Raw genomic sequence first — 17,677 nt, 5'->3', positions numbered from 1 at the left:
ACCCGCTCCACATGCTGAAATTCGACGGACTTCTGAGTGGTACGGCTCTGAAACATGACAACGGCACAGCTACGGTGCCGGCGCCGAGAGGTTTTGGTCGAGTGAGGCGAAGCAAGAAGAGCTCCGCGGAGCAGCAGGCGCGGGGCAACTTCACCCCGCCCCAGCGCGCGGCGGTCCCCGCCGACGTGCCCGCGGCCGCTCCTGCGCCGGCTCCCGTCCCCTCCGGTGGCGGCCGGCTCTCCCCGCGCAACTGGCGGGTGCCCACCCGGCTGAACGCGATCCTGCTCATCCCGGTCCTGGTCGGGCTGGTCATGGGCGGTTTCCAGGTCAAGTCGGCCATCGACACCTGGAGCGAGGCGCAGGACGCCGAGCGGACCGCCCGCGTGGTGCGGGCCGCCGCCGAGTACGGTGCCGCGCTCCTGAACGAGCGCGACCTCACCGCGCAGCCGCTGCTGACGGCGACCACCCCCGAGGACCGCCGCGCCGACGCGGTCGTCCAGGCGTATTCCGCGACGGACACGGCCAAGGCCGCTTTCGACAAGGCCGTCAAGGACATGCCCCCGGGCCAGGGTCTGGAGCGCCGGCTCACGCTCTTCCGGGAGGAGGAGCCGGGGCTGAAGAAGCTCCGCGAGGCCGCGTACACCACCAGCCTGGACCCGGTCTCCACCGAGGAGGGCTATGTCCAGGTGCAGCACTCCCTCATGGAGTTCGCCAACGAGTTGGGGCTCGGCACCGGGAATGTGACGAGTTACGGGCGCATGGTCTACGCCATTCAGCTCGCGAAGGCCGCCGAATCGCTTCAGCGCTCCATTGGTATGCACCTGTTGGTGCGTCCGAGTGACAAGCCGGACGTCTTCCAGAAGCAGACCATCGCCTTCAATTCCTACAACTATCTGGAGCAGATCGCGGTCGCGGAGTTCGTCTCCGGCGGCACCCGGGCCGATGTGGACAAGCTCCGGTCGGTCATGGCCCAGCGGTCGGCCGACAGCGAGAAGAAGCTGGAGCAGTCCGGGCTGACCCCGCCGAAGGAGGACGAGTCCGTCTTCACCGGCATGGCCCGCCGGATCGGCACCGGGGCTGACCCCGCGGAGCTGAAGAAGCGGGACATCACCCCCGAGACCTGGATGGCGGCCTCGACCGCCCAGTTCGAGGGGTACCGCGAGGTCGAGAAGGAGCTGGTGGACCGCGCGGTGCGGGAGGCCGGCGACATCGCCGGCGACGCCCGCCGCGACGCCTTCGTCATCGGTGCGATCACCGTGATCGCCCTGCTGACGGCGTTCGTCCTGGCCGGTGCGGTGGCCCGGCAGATGAGCCGGTCGATGCAGCGGCTGCGGACGGCCGCCTTCGGCATCGCCGAGCAGCGGCTGCCGATGCTGGTCGACCAGCTCTCCCGGACCGACCCGGGCCGGGTGGACACCCGGGTGCAGCCGATCCCGATCGACAGCCGGGACGAGATCGGCGAGGTCGCCCGCGCCTTCGACCAGGTCCACCGGGAGGCCGTCCGGCTCGCCGCCGAGCAGGCCATGCTGCGGGGCAACGTCAACGCGATCTTCACCAATCTCTCCCGCCGCAACCAGTCGCTGATCGAGGGGTCGCTGACCCTGATCAGCGAGCTGGAGAACAGCGAGGCCGACCCGGACCAGCTGGCGTCGCTCTTCCGGCTCGACCATCTGGCCACCCGGATGCGCCGCAACGGCGAGAACCTGCTCATCCTCGCGGGCGAGGAGCCCGGCAGCCGCTGGAACCAGCCCGTACCGCTGGTGGACGTCCTGCGCGCGGCCTCCTCCGAGGTGGAGTCGTACGAGCGGATCGAGCTGAGCGGGGTCCCCGAGACGGAGATCCACGGCCAGGCCGTGACCGACCTCGTGCACCTGCTCGCGGAGCTGCTGGAGAACGCCACCACCTTCTCCTCGCCGCAGACCAAGGTCCGGGTGACGGCGACGAGGCTGCCCGACGGGCGGGTGATGGTCGAGATCCACGACAAGGGGATCGGGCTCACCGCCGAGGACTTCGCCGACATCAACCACAAGCTGGCGAACCCGCCGGTGGTGGACGCCGCCGTCTCCCAGCGCATGGGGCTCTTCGTGGTCGGGCGGCTGGCCGACCGGCACGGGATCCGGGTCCAGCTGCGGCCCTCGGGCGAGCAGGCCGGCACCACCTCGCTGGTGATGATCCCGGAGGCGATCAGCCGGGGCGGTGGCGGCGAGCCGCAGCCCGAGGGCGACTTCACGGTCTCGCAGATCATCCCGGAGCAGCAGTCGTACGCGGGCACCCCGGTGCGGACGGCGGCGGAGCTGGGCTTCGACGACTCCCGCTACGAGACCCCGCAGGGTCCTGCCGCCGGACTGAACGCCGTCAACCGCTCGCTGAAGCGCGGCGAGCGCCGTGCGGCACTGGAGGCACAGGCCCAGGGGGCCGCGCGCCCGGCGCCCGGCGGGGGCACGGCGGGCGCGCCGGGGCTGCCTGCTCCGGGGCGGCGCACGGCCCCGGACCAGCAGGGACTGGGCCAAGTGGAGTACGGCCGGCCGGAGCGGACGGCTCCGTTCGGCGGACAGTCGCCGGCTTTCCCGGAGCAGACCGCCCCCCAGCCGCCCTTCCCCGCCCAGGACTTCCCCGCGCAGGGTTTCCCGGGGCAGGACTTCCCGGTCCAGGCCCAGGACTTCCAGGCCCAGGACTTCCCGGCCCAGGACTTCCCGGCCCAGGACGGCGGGCAGCCGTGGCCCGGGCACCAGGAGACCCCCGGATATCCGGGGACCGGGTACGGGGAGCACACCCCGTCCGGCGAGTACCCCGCGCCGGTCCCCGGCGACGCCCAGGGCGCCCACGGCGCTCACGGCGCTCACCAGGGGGGGCCGAACGCGCTGGTGCAGCCCGGTGCCGGAGGCTATCCGGAGGACCCGTTCCAGGGCTCCGCAGCCACCCAGGCGCCGTATGGGACTCCCTATGTCCACCAGCCCCACCAGGGTGACTGGACTGAGCAGACCTCCTACCCCACCGCGTTTGAGACGAATTTCCAGCCAGAACCGGAGGCGGCGACGCCCCCTCTGGGCGGTCCCGGGAACGGTTCCGAGCGCGTAGGCTTCGACCGTCCGGGTCAGCCCTCGGGCAGCGGTCATGAGCTGACCGAGGCGGGTCTGCCGCGCCGTGGCTCCGGGAAGCCGCAGTCCGCGCCGCAGCAGCAGCCCGGGGAGCAGTGGCGGCAGCCCGCGGAGGAAGCCCCGCGGACACCGCCGGGTGACCGGTCCGTGGCCCTGGGCGGCGCGCACAGCTCCGCCGGGGCCGAGGTCGGGCGTTCGGCCAACGACGAACGCTGGCAGCGGGCGGAGAAGCTCCGTGAGCCGAAGGCGGGCGGGGTCACCTCGTCCGGGCTTCCGCGACGGGTGCCCAAGGCCAACCTCATCGAGGGCGCCGCGGAGCAGACCGCGCAGCGGGGCCCCCAGGTCTCCCGCGCTCCGGAGGACGTGCGGGGCAGGCTGAGCAACCTCCGCCGCGGCGTCCAGCGGGGACGCAGCGCGGGAGCGGACACGAACGGACCGGGCTTCGGCCCGGGTAGCACCTACAACCAGGAGCGTTAGTGTGAGCCCGATGAGCCAGGCAGCGCAGAATCTGAACTGGTTGATCACCAACTTCGTGGACAACACCCCCGGGGTGTCCCACACGGTGGTGGTCTCCGCCGACGGACTCCTGCTGGCGATGTCCGAAGGATTTCCCAGGGACCGCGCCGACCAGCTGGCGGCCGTCGCCTCCGGACTGACCTCGCTGACGGCGGGAGCCTCCCGCATCTTCGAGGGCGGGGCCGTCAATCAGACGGTCGTGGAGATGGAACGCGGCTTCCTCTTCCTGATGTCCATCTCGGACGGCTCCTCGCTGGCCGTGCTCGCCCACCCGGAGGCCGACATCGGCCTCATCGGCTACGAGATGGCGCTGCTGGTGGACCGGGCCGGAAATGTCCTGACTCCCGACCTCCGCGCGGAACTTCAGGGGAGTCTTCTCAACTAACCGGCAGACAGTGCGTTTCGCGCCACCGCACCATAGGGTGCGGTGGCGCGGCTCCACAGGGACGGGAACCGGCTACTCGCACTCGGAGGAGGAAACGTGGCAACACCCCCAGGCGGACGCCCTTACGACGGCGGTGCTCACCGGACGCCCGAGGAGCGGTCCCGCCACCGCTACGGATTCCCCCCGGCCCCGGACGGGAACGGCGGGCAGCAGCCCCCGTACCAGCAACAACCGCAGTATCCGTCGTACGAGCAACGCCCGTACGACCGGCAGAGGTACGACCAGCGACCGCAGCGGGCGGCACCGGAACCGCCGCCCGTGCAGAACGCGCACAACCCGCTGGTCCGTCCGTACGCCATGACCGGTGGCCGGACCCGGCCGCGCTACCAGCTCGCCATCGAGGCACTGGTCAGTACCACGGCCGATCCGATGAGCCTGCACGGGCAGCTGCCCGAGCACCAGCGGATCTGCCGACTGTGCATCGAGATCAAATCGGTCGCGGAGATCTCGGCACTCCTCCATATTCCCCTCGGCGTCGCCCGGATCCTCGTCGCCGACCTGGCGGAGGCCGGCCTCGTCGCCATCCACCAGCCCGGCGGCGACGAGGCCGCCGGTGGTCAGCCAGATGTGACACTGCTCGAAAGGGTGCTCAGTGGACTTCGCAAGCTCTAGCGGCGGTGCAGCCCGCTCAACCACCAGCGCGAAGATCGTGGTGGCGGGCGGATTCGGCGTGGGCAAGACCACGTTCGTCGGCGCCGTCTCGGAGATCAACCCGCTGCGTACCGAGGCCGTCATGACATCGGCCTCCGCCGGAATCGACGACCTCACCCACACCGGGGACAAGACCACCACCACCGTGGCCATGGACTTCGGCCGCATCACCCTCGACCAGGACCTCATCCTCTACCTCTTCGGCACCCCCGGACAGGACCGCTTCTGGTTCATGTGGGACGACCTCGTCCGAGGAGCCATCGGAGCCGTCGTCCTCGTCGACACCCGACGCCTCGCCGACTGCTTCCCCGCAGTCGACTACTTCGAAAACAGCGGCCTCCCCTTCGTCATCGCCCTCAACGGCTTCGACGGACACCAGCCCTACAACCCCGAAGAAGTCCGCGAAGCCCTCCAGATCGGCCCCGACACCCCCATCATCACCACCGACGCACGCCACCGCGCCGACGCCAAAAGCGCCCTCATCACCCTCGTCGAACACGCCCTCATGGCACGACTGCGGTAAAGCGGCACCCTGCGTTCACCGCGGACCCCGCGCCTGTGCCAGGCGCGGGGTCCGGTGCGTTCCGCCCACGGACGGGCGACCGGGCGGCGGACATGCCGAAGGGCCCGTAGCTTCCCTGAACGGGTGGTACGGGCCCTTCGGTACTGCGTGGGGACGGGCGGGGATCAGCCCTGCCAGCTGTGCGAGGGCTGGAAGCCGCGCTGGCGCTCCAGCCGGCGCCAGCCGGCGGCGGACGGGCCGAGCGGTGCCTGCTCGTCGGGGGTGGCGGCGGCCCGCGCCAGCAGCACGGCGGTGATCGCCGCCAGCTCCTCGGGCTCGCAGTCGCCCTTCTCCACCCGCAGCAGCGAGGCGTCGGTGGTGGGTGTGCTCATCGATCGGGCTCCGTTCTCCACAGGGCTACTGCGGGGGGTTGCCGTGCTTCCGGGACGGAAGGTCGGCGTGCTTGGTGCGGAGCATCGCGAGCGCCGCGATCAGCACCTCGCGGGTCTCCGACGGGTCGATGACGTCGTCGACCAGACCCCGCTCCGCCGCGTAGTACGGATGCATCAGCTCGGACTTGTACTCCTTGACCATGCGGGTCCGCATGGCCTCGGGGTCCTCCGCCTCGGCGATCTGCCGGCGGAAGATGACGTTGGCGGCACCCTCGGCGCCCATCACGGCGATCTCGTTGGTCGGCCAGGCGTAGGTGAGGTCGGCGCCGATGGACTGCGAGTCCATGACGATGTAGGCACCGCCGTACGCCTTGCGCAGGATCAGCGAGATCCGCGGCACGGTCGCGTTGCAGTACGCGTAGAGCAGCTTCGCGCCGTGCCGGATGATCCCACCGTGCTCCTGGTCGACGCCCGGAAGGAAGCCGGGCACATCCAGAAGGGTGATGATCGGAATATTGAAAGCGTCGCACATCTGGACAAAGCGCGCACCCTTTTCCGATGCCTCGATGTCCAGGACGCCCGCGAGGGTCTGCGGCTGGTTGGCCACGATGCCGACGACCCTGCCGTCCAGCCGGGCCAGCGCGCAGATGATGTTCCGCGCCCAGCGCTCGTGGACCTCCAGGTAGTCGCCCTCGTCCACCAGCTCCTCGATGACCTGGTGCATGTCGTAGGGGCGGTTCCCGTCGGCGGGGACCAGGTCGAGCAGGACGTCCGAGCGGCGGTCCGCCGGGTCGTCGGTGGCGACCGTCGGCGGGTTCTCCCGGTTGTTCTGCGGCAGCATCGACAGGAGGTAGCGCACCTCCGCGATGCAGGTCTCCTCGTCGTCGTAGGCGAAGTGGGCCACACCGGAGGTCTCGGCGTGCACGTCCGCGCCGCCGAGGCCGTTCTGGGTGATCTCCTCGCCGGTGACGGCCTTGACCACGTCCGGCCCGGTGATGAACATCTGGGACGTCTCACGGACCATGAAGACGAAGTCGGTGAGGGCGGGGCTGTAGGCGGCGCCGCCCGCGCACGGGCCGAGCATCACGGAGATCTGCGGGATCACCCCGGAGGCCCGGGTGTTCCGCTGGAAGATCCCGCCATACCCGGCGAGCGCGGAGACGCCCTCCTGGATCCGGGCCCCGGCCCCGTCGTTCAGCGACACCAGCGGGGCACCGGCCGCGATGGCCATGTCCATGATCTTGTGGATCTTCGTGGCGTGGGCCTCGCCCAGCGCGCCGCCGAAGATCCGGAAGTCATGGGCGTAGACGAAGACCGTCCGGCCCTCCACCGTGCCCCAGCCGGTGATCACACCATCGGTGTACGGCTTCTTGGCCTCCAGGCCGAAACCCGTGGCCCGGTGCCGCCGCAACTGCTCCACCTCGCGGAACGAGCCCGCGTCCAGCAGCAGGTCGATCCGCTCGCGCGCGGTCAGCTTCCCCTTGGCGTGCTGCGCCTCGGTCGCGCGGTCGCTCGGGCCGCGTACCGCCCGCTCGCGCAAATCCCGGAGCTCAGCCACACGGCCGCGCGCGTCCGTCGGCTCGCTGGGGGTCTCGTCCACAACGGTCATGCATCGACCCTACGGATCGGGGCAAGAAATGCGTCCCGTTGACACCGGACAGTCTCCTGACCGATCTGCTGTCGGGCTCTGACAGAACGGTGGGCTTGTCCGGCCCACCCACCAGCCCAGGAGGGGTGGTGTTTATGGAAACCCCACAATCACCCCCGTACGGCGGCCGGGGTCCCGCTCAGCCGGTGGCCACCTCGCACCCGTAGCCGGCACCCGCCGTTGCCCCGTTCAGCCGAAGCCGCAGCACCCGCCCGGCGGAGACCACCCCGATCTGCGGGTCACGGGCGGTGACCCGGCGCACCGGATGGTGCCAGACCAGCTCCAGCGGGGTGCCGGAGCGCGGCGGGTCGCTCACCCGCAGGAGCGCCCGGCGGCCGGGGAGGCGGCGGACGAGGACACTGGCGGGCGCGCTCACGGTCAGCGGGCCCGCCGTGCCCGGCGCCCAGAAGTTCGCGGCGAGCAGCCCGAGCGAGCGTACCGACACGGCGTGGCAGGCCGCCGTGCGGGTGTGGACCGTCAGCCAGCGGGTGTCCCGGGCCCGGGCGGCGACCTGCCGGCGGCTCGCGCCCGGCATCAGGAGATAGAGGTATCCGGCGTCCCGCGGATCGGTGCCGTGGTCCAGCCAGAGCGTCTGGTAGCGGCGGACGGCCCGCTCGGGATGGCCGCCGGTGTTGATGTCGCGCCACGCCCCGGCGCGGTCCTCACGCAGGGTGCGCAGCCGCTGACGGCCGGGGACGACCCAGCCGCCGTGGCCGTCCAGGTGGGCCCAGTCCCGGCCGCGGGTCAGCGCCGCGGTCCCGTCCGCGCCCAGGTTGCGGTTGTCGACGACGGTCTCGACCGGGACGCCGTCGGCGCAGCGGATCCCCGCGCCCATACAGATCACCGCGTCGTCGGCGAAGAACCAGGACGTGCGGGCGGTGAGGGTGGAGCCGAGCCCGGCGAGGTCCTGGCCGACGGCCGCGTACTCCCCGTCGCTCACCCCGCCCACCCAGCGCACCGGGGGCCGGGGCTCGCCCCACTCGCCGCCCGCGCGGTCGGGCAGGTGCCGGGTGGAGACGGTGGTGCCGGGCAGCCGGTAGGGGTCGACCGTGGGCCAGAACCAGTCGGTGTACTGGCCGCCCTGGGCGGCGGCGGGCCACCACAGCAGCATCCCGGAGCCGGTGTGCCAGCCGCGCGGGTGCTCGCCGTTGCCGCATTCGTAGTGCGCGATCCGCTCGGAGGCCATCGCGAGGGCGGCGGCCCAGCCGGGGCGGCGGTGGACGGCCCGGTCCATCGAGGCGAAGAGCCGGTGGCCCACCGGCTCGGGGGCGGCGGGGCCCGGGGCGGCGGCGACGGCGTGCAGCCGGGCGAGGTCGGCGACGCCGAACTGGGGGGCGGTCAGCACCGGCTCGGTGGTGTCCCGCTCGATCCAGCCCCGGATCCGGGCCTGCCAGCGGGCCCGCTCGGCGGGGCTCGCGCCCTCGGCGAGCAGCGCGATCGCGGCGATCATGGCATGGCCGTGGAAGTGGTCGGAGCGGACGGTCCGGTCCTCGCCGGCGAGCCGGCCCCGGCTGACGGCCCGGCCGCTGACGGTGTCCACCATGAGCCCGTTGTGGATCAGGGGCGCGAAGGCGTGCTCGACGCTGTCGAGGACGATGTGCCGCCGGGGGTCGGTGACCTCCCAGGGCGAGCCCGCGAGCAGGGCGAAGAGCCGCGCGAGCCCGTCGAGGAGGACCTGTCCGTAGGTGCCGGAGTAGGCGACCCAGGTGTGCTGGACGAAGGATCCGTCGGCGTAGAGGCCGTCGCCCCGGGTCACGTACGGGAAGACGGGCGACAGCGCGTCCCGGGCGAGGGCGATCTTCTCGGGCCGGCGGCCCAGGACGCCCCGCAGGGCCACCGAGCGGCACAGGTCGACGCGGTTGGCGCCGGTGGAGGTGCCGGAGTAGTCGTGGAGCAGCGCGTCGGGGAGGAAGTGGTCGACGGCGGCGCAGGCGGCTTCGCGCCGGCCGGGGGTGAGCCGGTCACCGAGGGCGGCGACGGTGTCGAGGAGCGGCCGGGGGCTGCCGATCTGCCACTCCCACCAGTTGCCGTAGCGGGTGGTGCCGGGGTGGTAGACGGTGGCGGCCAGATGGTCGAGCCCCCGGACGGTGCCGGCGAGGAGCGCCTCGTCGCCGGTGTGGGTCCAGGCCTGGGCCATGGTCCACAGCCGGCGGTAGCTGCGGGTGATGCCGGCGGGCGGGTCGTAGGGGTGGCCGGGCCAGAGGGAGGCGGGGGCCGGTGCCATGGTGCGCAGATGGTCGGCCGCCTGGCGGACGGTCAGGGCGATCCGGGAGGCGTAGGGCTCGGCGGCGGGGTCGTAGCCGGTGCCGAGGGCGATCTCCAGCCAGCGGCGGCGCAGGGCTTCGTACGGGTCGTCGCCCGGGGCGGGTCGCCGGTCCTGCCGCCGGTCCTGCCGCCGGTCCTGCTCCCGGGCGGGGGGCAGGGCCCTGGCGGCGGTCGTGGTGGCGGCGGTGACCGCCGCCGACGCGGTGGCGAGGAACGTGCGGCGGGACCAGGCGGACGGCTGGGACACGGGTTCCTCCGATGCGCCGGACGGTTCACGCGGGTGCGGCACGGACCCGGGCTACGGACCGGGCTACGGACCGGTCCTCCCGGTCTACCACGCCGGGGGCGGTTCCTTAAGAGCCCCCGAAAGAGCCCGGCCATGCGGGGTTCCCTCAGAGTCACCCCATTGAGTGATGGTGATTTGCGGGCATATGACGGCCGCCATCAGAGTGAAGGCCGGGCGGCCCGGGGTGATGAACCGACAGCGAGAGACCTGGCTGCCCCTGGCTGCCCCCCCTTTCAACACAGCGAGTTTCAACACAGCGAGGGAGACATGACCGCTGCGCCCACCGCCCCCGATCCGCCCGTGCCCGCCCTTCCCGTACCGGTGGCGCCCGGCCGGCTGCCATTGCTCGGTCATGCTCCCGCGCTGGTGCGCGATCCGCTGGGTTTCCTCGGTTCGCTCGCCCGGGTGGGCGGGGTGGTGCGGATATCCCTGGGGCCCCGGGCGGTGTGGGTGGTGACGCGGCCCGAGCTGGTGCACACCCTGCTGGTGGGGCTCGCGCACGACTGTCCGCGCGGCGCGGTCCAGGTGACGCTGCGGCGGGCTTTCGGCGACGGGCTGCTGATGTCCGAGGGGCGGGCCCACCGGGACCGCAGGCGGGCGCTCCAGTCCGCGTTCGCCGCCCCGGGGGTGGAGCGCTGTGTCCGTACGGTGGAGCAGGTCACCCGGGAGCGGATCGCCCGCTGGCGCACCGGCCGGACGCTGGACGTGGGGCGGCAGATGACCCGGCTGGCGCTGGAGGTGGTGACGCGGGCGTTCTTCGACACCCGGCTCCGTGAGGACCGCAGCGCCGCTTTCGAGCGGGCTCTGCCGGATCTGGTGCGGGGGCAGATCGTCCGGTCGCTCTGTCCGCATCCCGCGGTGGGCCGGTTGCCGCTGGCGGTGAACCGCCGTTTCGACGCGGCGGTGCGGGTGCTGAACCAGGTGGTGGACCAGGCGGTGGGCGGTCCCGGTGGTCCGGGTTCGCTGCTGTGGCTGCTGCGGACCGCGCGGGACCCGGACACGGGGCGGCGGTTGGACGAGTCGGCGGTGCGGTCCGAGGCGATCACCGCTCTCGGTGCCGGTACGGAGACCGTGTCCACGACGCTGACCTGGCTCTTCCAGGAGCTGATGGACCATCCGGCGGTCCATGAGCGGGTGGCGTGCGAGCTGGACCGGGTCGTCGGGGGTCCGGCGGAGCCGCTGACGGTGCGGCATCTGGGGGCGCTTCCGGAGTTGCACCGGGTGATCCGGGAGACGCTGCGGCTGCACACGCCGAACGCCTTTCTGATGCGGACGGCGAGCACCGAGGTGCGGATCGGCCCGTACACGGTCCCGGCCGGTACCGAGCTGCTGTACAGCCTGACGGCGCTGCACCGCGATCCGGGGCGGTACGAGCGGCCCCTCGTCTTCGACCCGGACCGCTGGGCGGCGGACCCGCAGGCCGGCGGCCGGGACGGCTTCCTCCCGTTCGGGGCGGGCAAGCACCGCTGCATCGGGGAGTCCTTCGCCTGGATGGAGCTGGCGGTGGTGGCCGCGACGGTGCTGCGGGTGTGGCGGCCGCTGCCCGTGCCGGGGCCGCGGCCCCGGGAGCGGGTGTGGACGACGGTCCAGCCGGACGGGGTGGCCATGGCGGTCGTGCCGCGCCGGGCGTCTGGCCCCCGGGCCACGGGGGGCATGGCGTGAACGAGCCGTACCGCAGGGCCGGCGGCCCGGCCCCCACCACCCGTCAGGAGCGGCACGGCGCCTGGCTGGCCCGGTACGGGCTGGTGCCCGACGCCGACGCGGAGCTGTACCGGAGTTACGCGCTGCCCGCGCTGATCGAGCTGGCCTATCCGGGGGCGCCGGAGGCCGAACTCGATCTGCTCACGGACATCCTGGGGTGGTACACGATCCTGGACGACCACTTCGACGGCCCGGCGGGGCGCGATCTGCGGGTGGCGCGCACGCTGTTCCGGCGGTTCGAGGACATCGTCAACGGTCACGGCAGCGGGGGGCGCTGGTTCGCGATGCCGCCCGCGCCCTGGGCGAACGGGATCTCCGCGGCGTGGACCGATCTGTGTCTGCGCCAGAGCCAGGGCCGTGGCCTGGTGTGGAACCGGCGCTCCGCCCGGGACTGGCGGGACTGTCTCTACACGTTCGTCGCGGAGACGGTCCACCGTTCCCGGGGCAGTGTGCCGTCGGTGGTGGAGGTGCTGATGCTGCGCCGGCACGGCAGTGCCGTCTTCCCGTTCCTCGATCTGCTGGAACGGGTGCGGGACGCGGAGGCTCCGAGCGATCTGCGGGTGCACGGGCAGTGGCACCGGCTGCGGATGTACACCGCCGAGGCGATCGCGCTCATCAACGATCTGTTCTCGCTGGCCCGGGAGGAGCGGCGGAAGTCGGTCTTCAACACGGTCCTGGTGCTCCAGGAGGAGCACGGGGTGACCCGGGAGCGGGCCGTCGAGATCGTGGCGGAGCGGGTGCGGCTGCTGCGGCAGGAGTGCGAGGTGCTGCGGACGGCCCTGGTCGCGGAGTTCCCGCAGTGCCGGGAGTATCTGGAGTCGACCAGGACCCTGGTGGAGGCGGTGGAGACGTGGACCCGGACGACCGGCCGCTACAACGGGCCGAACAGCCAGTTCCCCGGGGTGTCGGTGGCGTCGCTGGTGTAGTACTCGGCGACCGCGCCGCGGATGTCCTCCCGGCTGAGCCGGCCGTCGCCGTCGATGTCGAGGGTGGTGAAGGCCTCGTGGAGCTGTTCGGGCTCCAGGCCGAGGGTCCGCCCGTACATCGTCAGGAACTTCGTCCGGCCGATGCCGCCGTCGCTGTCGGCGTCGCAGAGGTCCAGCCACTCCTGGAGCATGGCCCCCATCCGGCCCAGGAAGCCGTCGCGGTCCTCGGCCACGGCCCGGCGGACGCCCCGGCGCCACTCCTCGCGGTCGACGGCGTCGCCGCCGCCGGTGCCCATCCGCCGGACGTCCCGGGTCCACAGCACGGTGAAGGCGCGCTCCAGCCGGGCGACGGTCTCGGGGCGGGTGGCCGCGAAGGCGGCGCTCAGCCGGCTCGCCAGGACGGTCAGGTCGGACGCCCGGATGCGGCCGTCGCCGTCGGTGTCGAGGAGGTCGAAGGAACGGTCCAACTTGACGTCCAGGACGGTGCGTTCACTCATGCGCGGAGGGTACCCGGCGGGCCGGGGGGCGAAGACCGTGCCTTCGGGTGGTTTGGGGTGGCGCGGCGGTCGTTCCGGGGTCGGGTGACGTCCGTGTCCGGGCCGGTTCGTCACCCGTCCCGGCGAAGATAGTTGTAGACGGTGGCGCGGGAGACGCCCAGCTGTTCCGCGAGGGTCCGCGCGGCGTTCCGGATCTCCAGACCGCCGTCGTCGGCGAGGCCGCGGACCAGCTCCCTGCGGTCGGCGGGGCCGAGTTCGCGGGGGGTGCGGCCGCGCTGGGCCGCGTACGCCCGTACCGCGTCGAGGAGGGCGTCGGTGGTACGGGGCAGGGGGCGCAGGCTCTCGGCGGGCAGCCGGCCCGGTTCCGGCTCGTCGGTCCTGGCGAGCAGGGCGACGGTGTCGGCGAGGGCGGTCAGCGGCCCGGTGTCGAGGTTGAGGCAGAGGGCGGCGACGTAGACGCCCCGGCTGTTCCTGATGCCGATGGAGGTGCTTTTCACCGGGCGGCCGTCCGGGAGCCGGCCCGGGTAGTTCTGGACCACGCCGGGGAAGTCGGGGTCGGCGATCCGGGCGAGGCCGAGTGCGGTGGCGGGTTCGCCCACGCGGCGGCCGGAGAGGTTGTTCTCGATGACGCGGACGGCGTGCTCGGGGTCGCGCAGGTCGTGCAGCACCACCTCGCACAGGCCGGGGAACATCCGGCCGATCGCGGTGGCGATCTTCTCGGCCTCGCGGATCAGGACGGCGTCCTCGGACTCGGACTCCGCCGGGTCCCCGGAATCCGCCTGGTCCGCGACATCCGTCCGGTCCGCGACATCCGCCGTGATCCGGTCCGGGGTGCTCATCGGAGGCCCTCCCCGGCGCCGCCGCCCAGGATCCTCTCGACGGCGTCGGCGGCCTTGAGGCCGGAGCCGGTGAGCACGACCACGGTGCGCTCCCCGGGCCGGATGGCCCCGCGCGCGGCGAAGACCTCGATGGCGGCCGCCGCGGTGGCGCTGGTCGGCTCGGCGTACAGCCCCCGGGCGGCCAGCGCGCGCACGGCGTCCTCGATCGCGGACTCCGGCAGGGCCGCCATGTCGCCGCCGGAGCGGCGGATCGCGCGCAGCACCTCGCGCAACCGGACGGGCCGCTCGATGGCGGTGCCCTCGGCGACCGTGGGGGCGTGGTCGAAGGGGACGGGGGTCTCGGCCCCGGCGCGGAAACTCGCGTACAGCGGGGCGCAGTTCGCGGGCTGGGCGACCAGCAGCCGGGGCAGCCGGTCGATCGCTCCGGCGGCCAGCAGTTCGGTGAAGCCGAGGTCGCAGCCGAGGACGGTGCTGCCGGCGCCCGCGACGGTGATGACGTTGTCGGGGGCGGTGAAGCCGAGGTCCTCCCAGATCTCGTAGGCGAGGGTCTTGACGCCCTGGAGGAAGAGCGGATGCCAGTTGTGGCCCGCGTAGGGGGTGCGGGCGGCCCGGCGCAGCGCCTCGGCGGCGGTGGCCTCGCGGTCGCCGGGGACGAGCGTGACCTCGGCGCCGTACGCCCGGGTCTGGCGGATCTTGGCGGGCGAGGTGGCGGCGGGGACGAGGATCCGGGCGCGGATCCCGGCGGCGGCGCAGTAGGCGGCGACGGACGAGCCGCCGTTGCCGGAGCTGTCCTCGATCACCTCGGTGACGCCGTGGGCGGCGAGATGGGAGATCAGGACGCTGGTGCCGCGGTCCTTGAAGCTGCCGGTGGGGCTGAACCACTCCAGCTTGAACGAGACCGGCAGGCCCTTCCAGTCGGCCGGGACCAGGGGGGTGCAGCCCTCGCCGAGCGAGACGGGGTCGGGGATGTCGACCGGGAGGGCGGCGCGGTAGCGCCAGAGGGAGCGGCGGCCGGTGTCCACGGCGTCGCGGGTGATCCCGGGCAGCGGGGTGACCGCGAGGGGGGCGCCGCTCCCGGCGCGCCAGCGGAGGGGATCGCTCAGCGGGTAGCGGGTCCCGGTGCGTTCGTCGAGGTAGCAGGGGGCCTGGGGATCCATATGGACAAGATTTCCAACTCTGGACTTCTTGTCAATGATCGGCACCGACGGCCGGCGATGACCCGATCGGGGGATGGACGCGGCCATGAAGAAGTTGAATATTGGACGGAATAGGGCTACGGTCGTTCTCGTTGAACATTCAACAAGAACCCCGAGGCACCCCGCCGACCCCGACCCGCATCCCCAGGAGTGAGCAGACATGGGCATCTTCAACCGCAAGTCCGCGACCGCCACCGCCACCGCCCCGGCCCCCGTCGACCCGGCGCTCGCCGCGCTGACCGGCGACTACGCCATCGACCCGGCGCACAGCAGCATCGGCTTCACCGTCCGGCACGCCATGGTCACCAACGTCCGGGGCACCTTCACCGAGCACGAGGGCACCCTGAAGCTGAACGGCGCCGACCCGGCCGCCTCCTCCGCCGCCATCGATGTGAAGATCGCCTCCATCGACACCGGCATCGCGGACCGCGACACCCATCTGCGCAGCGGTGACTTCTTCGACACCGCCCAGTTCCCGACGATGGCCTTCCGCTCCACCACCGCCGAGCAGCTGGGCGGCGACAAGTACCGCGTCACCGGCGATCTGACGATCAAGGACGTCACCCGTCCGCTCGCGATCGACCTGGAGTTCAACGGCGCGGCCACCGACGTCTACGGCAACGAGCGCGTCGGCTTCGAGGGCAGCGCGGAGATCCTGCGCTCCGAGTGGGGCCTCACCTGGAACGCGGCGCTGGAGACCGGTGGCGTCATGGTCAGCGACAAGGTGAAGCTGGTCTTCGACATCTCCGCGATCAAGTCGCCCGCGACCGTCTGACCCACCGGTGCGGCCCTGCCGCGACGGGCCGAGGCCCGATCCGGCACCCCAGAGCGCGCCCGCCCTGCCGTCCCCCCGCGGCGAGGCGGGCGCTCTGCCGTTCCGTTCCGGCCCGCGTTACTCCGCCGGCTCGACCCCGGCGCGCAGCAGACCGTAGGTGTACGCGTCCTCCAGCGCCTGCCAGGACGCGGCGATCACGTTCTCCGCGACCCCGACCGTGGCCCACTCGCCCGTACCGTCACCCGTGGTGATCAGGACCCGGGTGGTGGACTCGGTGCCGTGCCGGCCCTCCAGGATCCGGACCTTGTAGTCGACCAGCTCGAACTTGGCGAGCTGCGGGTAGAACCGTTCAAGTCCCACGCGCATCGCCCGGTCCAGCGCGTTGACCGGGCCGTTCCCCTCGGCCGTGGCGACGATCCGCTCGCCCTTCGCCCACAGCTTCACCGTGGCCTCGTTGGCGTGGCTGCCGTCGGGGCGGTCCTCGACGATCGCCCGCCAGGACTCCGTACGGAAGTAGCTGGGCGCGCGGCCGTCCGCCTCGGCCCGCAGCAGCAGCTCGAAGGAGGCGTCGGCGGCCTCGTAGGTGTACCCCTTCAGCTCCCGCTCCTTGACCCGCTCGACCACCCGGCCGACCAGCTCGCGGTCGCCGCCGAGGTCGATCCCCAGCTCCTTGCCCTTCAGCTCGACGGAGGCGCGGCCCGCCATGTCGGAGACGAGCATCCGCATGGTGTTGCCGACCTGCTCCGGGTCGATGTGCTGGTACAGATCGGGGTCGACCTTGATCGCGGAGGCGTGCAGCCCGGCCTTGTGGGCGAACGCGGAAACACCCACATAGGGCTGGTGGGTGGAGGGCGTGAGATTGACGACCTCCGCGATGGCGTGCGAGATCCGGGTCATCTCGGCGAGCGCGCCCGGCGGCAGCACCCGCTTGTCGTACTTCAGCTCCAGCGCGGCCACGACCGGGAAGAGGTTCGCGTTGCCCACGCGCTCGCCGTAGCCGTTGGCCGTGCACTGGACATGCGTGGCGCCCGCGTCCACGGCGGCCAGCGTGTTCGCCACGGCACAGCCCGTGTCGTCCTGGGCGTGGATGCCGAGACGGGCACCCGTGTCGGCGAGGACGGTGGCGACGACGGCCTGGATCTGCGCCGGGAGCATGCCGCCGTTGGTGTCGCAGAGCACCACGACATCGGCGCCCGCCTCGGCGGCGGCCCGGACCACGGCCTTCGCGTACGCGGGGTTGGCGCGGTAGCCGTCGAAGAAGTGCTCGCAGTCGACGAAGACCCGGCGGCCCTCGGCCCGGAGGTGGGCGACGGTGTCGCGGACCATCTCCAGGTTCTCGTCCAGCGTGGTCCGCAGCGCCAGCTCCACATGGCGGTCGTGCGCCTTGGCCACCAGCGTGATCACCGGGGCCCCTGCCGCCAGCAACGCCTTGACCTGGGGGTCGTCGGCGGCCCGCGCCCCCGGGCGGCGGGTGGCGCCGAAGGCGACCAGCTGGGCGTGGCGGAAGTCGATCTCCTGCTGGGCGCGGGCGAAGAACTCCGTGTCCCGGGGGTTGGCACCCGGCCAGCCGCCCTCGATGAAGGAGACACCGAAGTCGTCGAGGTGCCGTGCGATGGTCAGCTTGTCCGCGACGGTGAGGTTGATGCCCTCGCGCTGGGCGCCGTCCCGGAGGGTGGTGTCGAAGACGTGGAAGCTGTCGTCGGCACGGAAGCCGTCGTCGGATGCCGGGCCCTGGACCGTGGGCTTACTGGTCATGACTGTGTTGCTCCTGTCGGGTGAGTGGCTCCCGGAATGTCTGGATCCACTGCCCCCATCTTCGCGTGCCGCCGTTCTCCCTCCGGGGTCGGGCCGGGAAAACGAAAAAACCCCTCGCGGGTGCGAGAGGTCTGCGCGCGGGTCTGGGGCACGGTGGCCGTTCCGTACGGGGTGGTACGGGACGG

The 17,677-nt window shown here is 72.4% G+C and carries 14 protein-coding genes; 7 read left to right on the top strand and 7 right to left on the bottom strand.

From position 1 onward, the window contains the following. The first annotated feature begins 101 nt into the window (after positions 1 to 101). The 4 genes from SYYSPA8_RS31965 to SYYSPA8_RS31950 all read left to right on the top strand — a co-directional run bounded on the left by SYYSPA8_RS31965 (position 102) and on the right by SYYSPA8_RS31950 (position 5,233). A complete protein-coding gene (locus tag SYYSPA8_RS31965; protein WP_323450914.1) occupies positions 102 to 3,575 on the top strand; it encodes a nitrate- and nitrite sensing domain-containing protein in 3,474 nt (1,157 codons plus the stop codon). A gap of 10 nt (positions 3,576 to 3,585) precedes the next feature. Beyond that, entirely contained in the window at positions 3,586 to 3,999 is a 414-nt protein-coding gene (locus tag SYYSPA8_RS31960) for a roadblock/LC7 domain-containing protein (protein ID WP_323450913.1), read from the top strand. A 96-nt stretch (positions 4,000 to 4,095) separates the two neighbouring features. Continuing rightward, a complete protein-coding gene (locus tag SYYSPA8_RS31955; protein ID WP_323450912.1) occupies positions 4,096 to 4,671 on the top strand; it encodes a DUF742 domain-containing protein in 576 nt (191 codons plus the stop codon). After that, positions 4,652 to 5,233: a GTP-binding protein gene (locus SYYSPA8_RS31950; protein WP_050791473.1), complete on the top strand. Its 582-nt coding sequence runs from the start codon at positions 4,652 to 4,654 to the stop codon at positions 5,231 to 5,233. Before SYYSPA8_RS31955 ends, SYYSPA8_RS31950 begins: the two co-directional genes overlap by 20 nt. A gap of 164 nt (positions 5,234 to 5,397) precedes the next feature. Here the strand turns inward: SYYSPA8_RS31950 and SYYSPA8_RS31945 are convergent, their stop codons facing one another. The 3 genes from SYYSPA8_RS31945 to SYYSPA8_RS31935 all read right to left on the bottom strand — a co-directional run bounded on the left by SYYSPA8_RS31945 (position 5,398) and on the right by SYYSPA8_RS31935 (position 9,764). Further along, positions 5,398 to 5,604, bottom strand: a complete 207-nt coding sequence (locus tag SYYSPA8_RS31945) for an acyl-CoA carboxylase subunit epsilon (protein ID WP_323450911.1) — start codon at positions 5,602 to 5,604, stop codon at positions 5,398 to 5,400. A gap of 25 nt (positions 5,605 to 5,629) precedes the next feature. Beyond that, on the bottom strand, positions 5,630 to 7,213 hold the full coding sequence (locus SYYSPA8_RS31940) for an acyl-CoA carboxylase subunit beta (protein WP_323450910.1): 1,584 nt from the start codon (positions 7,211 to 7,213) through the stop codon (positions 5,630 to 5,632). 178 nt (positions 7,214 to 7,391) lie between these two features. After that, positions 7,392 to 9,764 carry a polysaccharide lyase 8 family protein gene (locus SYYSPA8_RS31935; RefSeq protein WP_323450909.1) on the bottom strand — a complete coding sequence of 791 codons (2,373 nt, stop codon included), beginning with the start codon at positions 9,762 to 9,764 and terminating at the stop codon, positions 7,392 to 7,394. 306 nt (positions 9,765 to 10,070) lie between these two features. On the opposite strand from SYYSPA8_RS31935, the gene SYYSPA8_RS31930 reads away from it, so the two are divergent. Both SYYSPA8_RS31930 and SYYSPA8_RS31925 read left to right on the top strand, forming a co-directional pair. Continuing rightward, a complete protein-coding gene (locus tag SYYSPA8_RS31930) occupies positions 10,071 to 11,465 on the top strand; it encodes a cytochrome P450 (protein ID WP_323450908.1) in 1,395 nt (464 codons plus the stop codon). Then, complete coding sequence (locus SYYSPA8_RS31925) at positions 11,462 to 12,430, top strand: terpene synthase family protein (RefSeq protein WP_323450907.1); 969 nt, start codon at positions 11,462 to 11,464, stop codon at positions 12,428 to 12,430. The genes SYYSPA8_RS31930 and SYYSPA8_RS31925 overlap by 4 nt, the downstream gene beginning before the upstream one ends. Here SYYSPA8_RS31925 and SYYSPA8_RS31920 read toward each other — a convergent pair. From SYYSPA8_RS31920 to SYYSPA8_RS31910, 3 genes are all read right to left on the bottom strand, one after another. After that, positions 12,376 to 12,927 carry an EF-hand domain-containing protein gene (locus SYYSPA8_RS31920; protein WP_323450906.1) on the bottom strand — a complete coding sequence of 184 codons (552 nt, stop codon included), beginning with the start codon at positions 12,925 to 12,927 and terminating at the stop codon, positions 12,376 to 12,378. The genes SYYSPA8_RS31925 and SYYSPA8_RS31920 overlap by 55 nt on opposite strands. A 110-nt stretch (positions 12,928 to 13,037) precedes the next feature. Further along, positions 13,038 to 13,766, bottom strand: coding sequence for a helix-turn-helix transcriptional regulator (locus SYYSPA8_RS31915; RefSeq protein ID WP_323450905.1), 729 nt, complete (start codon positions 13,764 to 13,766; stop codon positions 13,038 to 13,040). After that, positions 13,763 to 14,923 carry a threonine synthase gene (locus SYYSPA8_RS31910; protein WP_323450904.1) on the bottom strand — a complete coding sequence of 387 codons (1,161 nt, stop codon included), beginning with the start codon at positions 14,921 to 14,923 and terminating at the stop codon, positions 13,763 to 13,765. The genes SYYSPA8_RS31915 and SYYSPA8_RS31910 overlap by 4 nt, the downstream gene beginning before the upstream one ends. Positions 14,924 to 15,122: 199 nt before the next feature. Between SYYSPA8_RS31910 and SYYSPA8_RS31905 the strand changes: the two genes are divergently transcribed. Continuing rightward, complete coding sequence (locus tag SYYSPA8_RS31905; protein ID WP_323450903.1) at positions 15,123 to 15,737, top strand: YceI family protein; 615 nt, start codon at positions 15,123 to 15,125, stop codon at positions 15,735 to 15,737. Positions 15,738 to 15,854: 117 nt separating this feature from the next. On the opposite strand, the gene cimA is transcribed toward SYYSPA8_RS31905, so the two are convergent. Beyond that, positions 15,855 to 17,492: a citramalate synthase gene (gene cimA / locus SYYSPA8_RS31900; RefSeq protein WP_323450902.1), complete on the bottom strand. Its 1,638-nt coding sequence runs from the start codon at positions 17,490 to 17,492 to the stop codon at positions 15,855 to 15,857. Positions 17,493 to 17,677 lie beyond the last annotated feature (185 nt).

This window comes from Streptomyces yaizuensis, from assembly GCF_034961445.1.
GTDB classification, from domain to species: Bacteria; Actinomycetota; Actinomycetes; order Streptomycetales; family Streptomycetaceae; genus Streptomyces; species Streptomyces yaizuensis.
The sequence above is the reverse complement of the archived record's forward strand: the minus strand, read 5'-3'. Positions and strand labels throughout refer to the sequence as shown.

What these genes read in the sequence shown, in the direction of transcription:
- SYYSPA8_RS31960 (WP_323450913.1), top strand. Translation starts at nt 3,586, where the DNA reads ATGAGCCAGGCAGCGCAGAATCTGAACTGGTTGATCACCAACTTCGTG.
- SYYSPA8_RS31945 (WP_323450911.1), bottom strand. Translation starts at nt 5,604, where the DNA reads ATGAGCACACCCACCACCGACGCCTCGCTGCTGCGGGTGGAGAAGGGC.
- SYYSPA8_RS31940 (WP_323450910.1), bottom strand. Translation starts at nt 7,213, where the DNA reads ATGACCGTTGTGGACGAGACCCCCAGCGAGCCGACGGACGCGCGCGGC.
- SYYSPA8_RS31930 (WP_323450908.1), top strand. Translation starts at nt 10,071, where the DNA reads ATGACCGCTGCGCCCACCGCCCCCGATCCGCCCGTGCCCGCCCTTCCC.
- SYYSPA8_RS31920 (WP_323450906.1), bottom strand. Translation starts at nt 12,927, where the DNA reads ATGAGTGAACGCACCGTCCTGGACGTCAAGTTGGACCGTTCCTTCGAC.
- SYYSPA8_RS31915 (WP_323450905.1), bottom strand. Translation starts at nt 13,766, where the DNA reads ATGAGCACCCCGGACCGGATCACGGCGGATGTCGCGGACCGGACGGAT.
- SYYSPA8_RS31910 (WP_323450904.1), bottom strand. Translation starts at nt 14,923, where the DNA reads ATGGATCCCCAGGCCCCCTGCTACCTCGACGAACGCACCGGGACCCGC.
- SYYSPA8_RS31905 (WP_323450903.1), top strand. Translation starts at nt 15,123, where the DNA reads ATGGGCATCTTCAACCGCAAGTCCGCGACCGCCACCGCCACCGCCCCG.
- cimA (WP_323450902.1), bottom strand. Translation starts at nt 17,492, where the DNA reads ATGACCAGTAAGCCCACGGTCCAGGGCCCGGCATCCGACGACGGCTTC.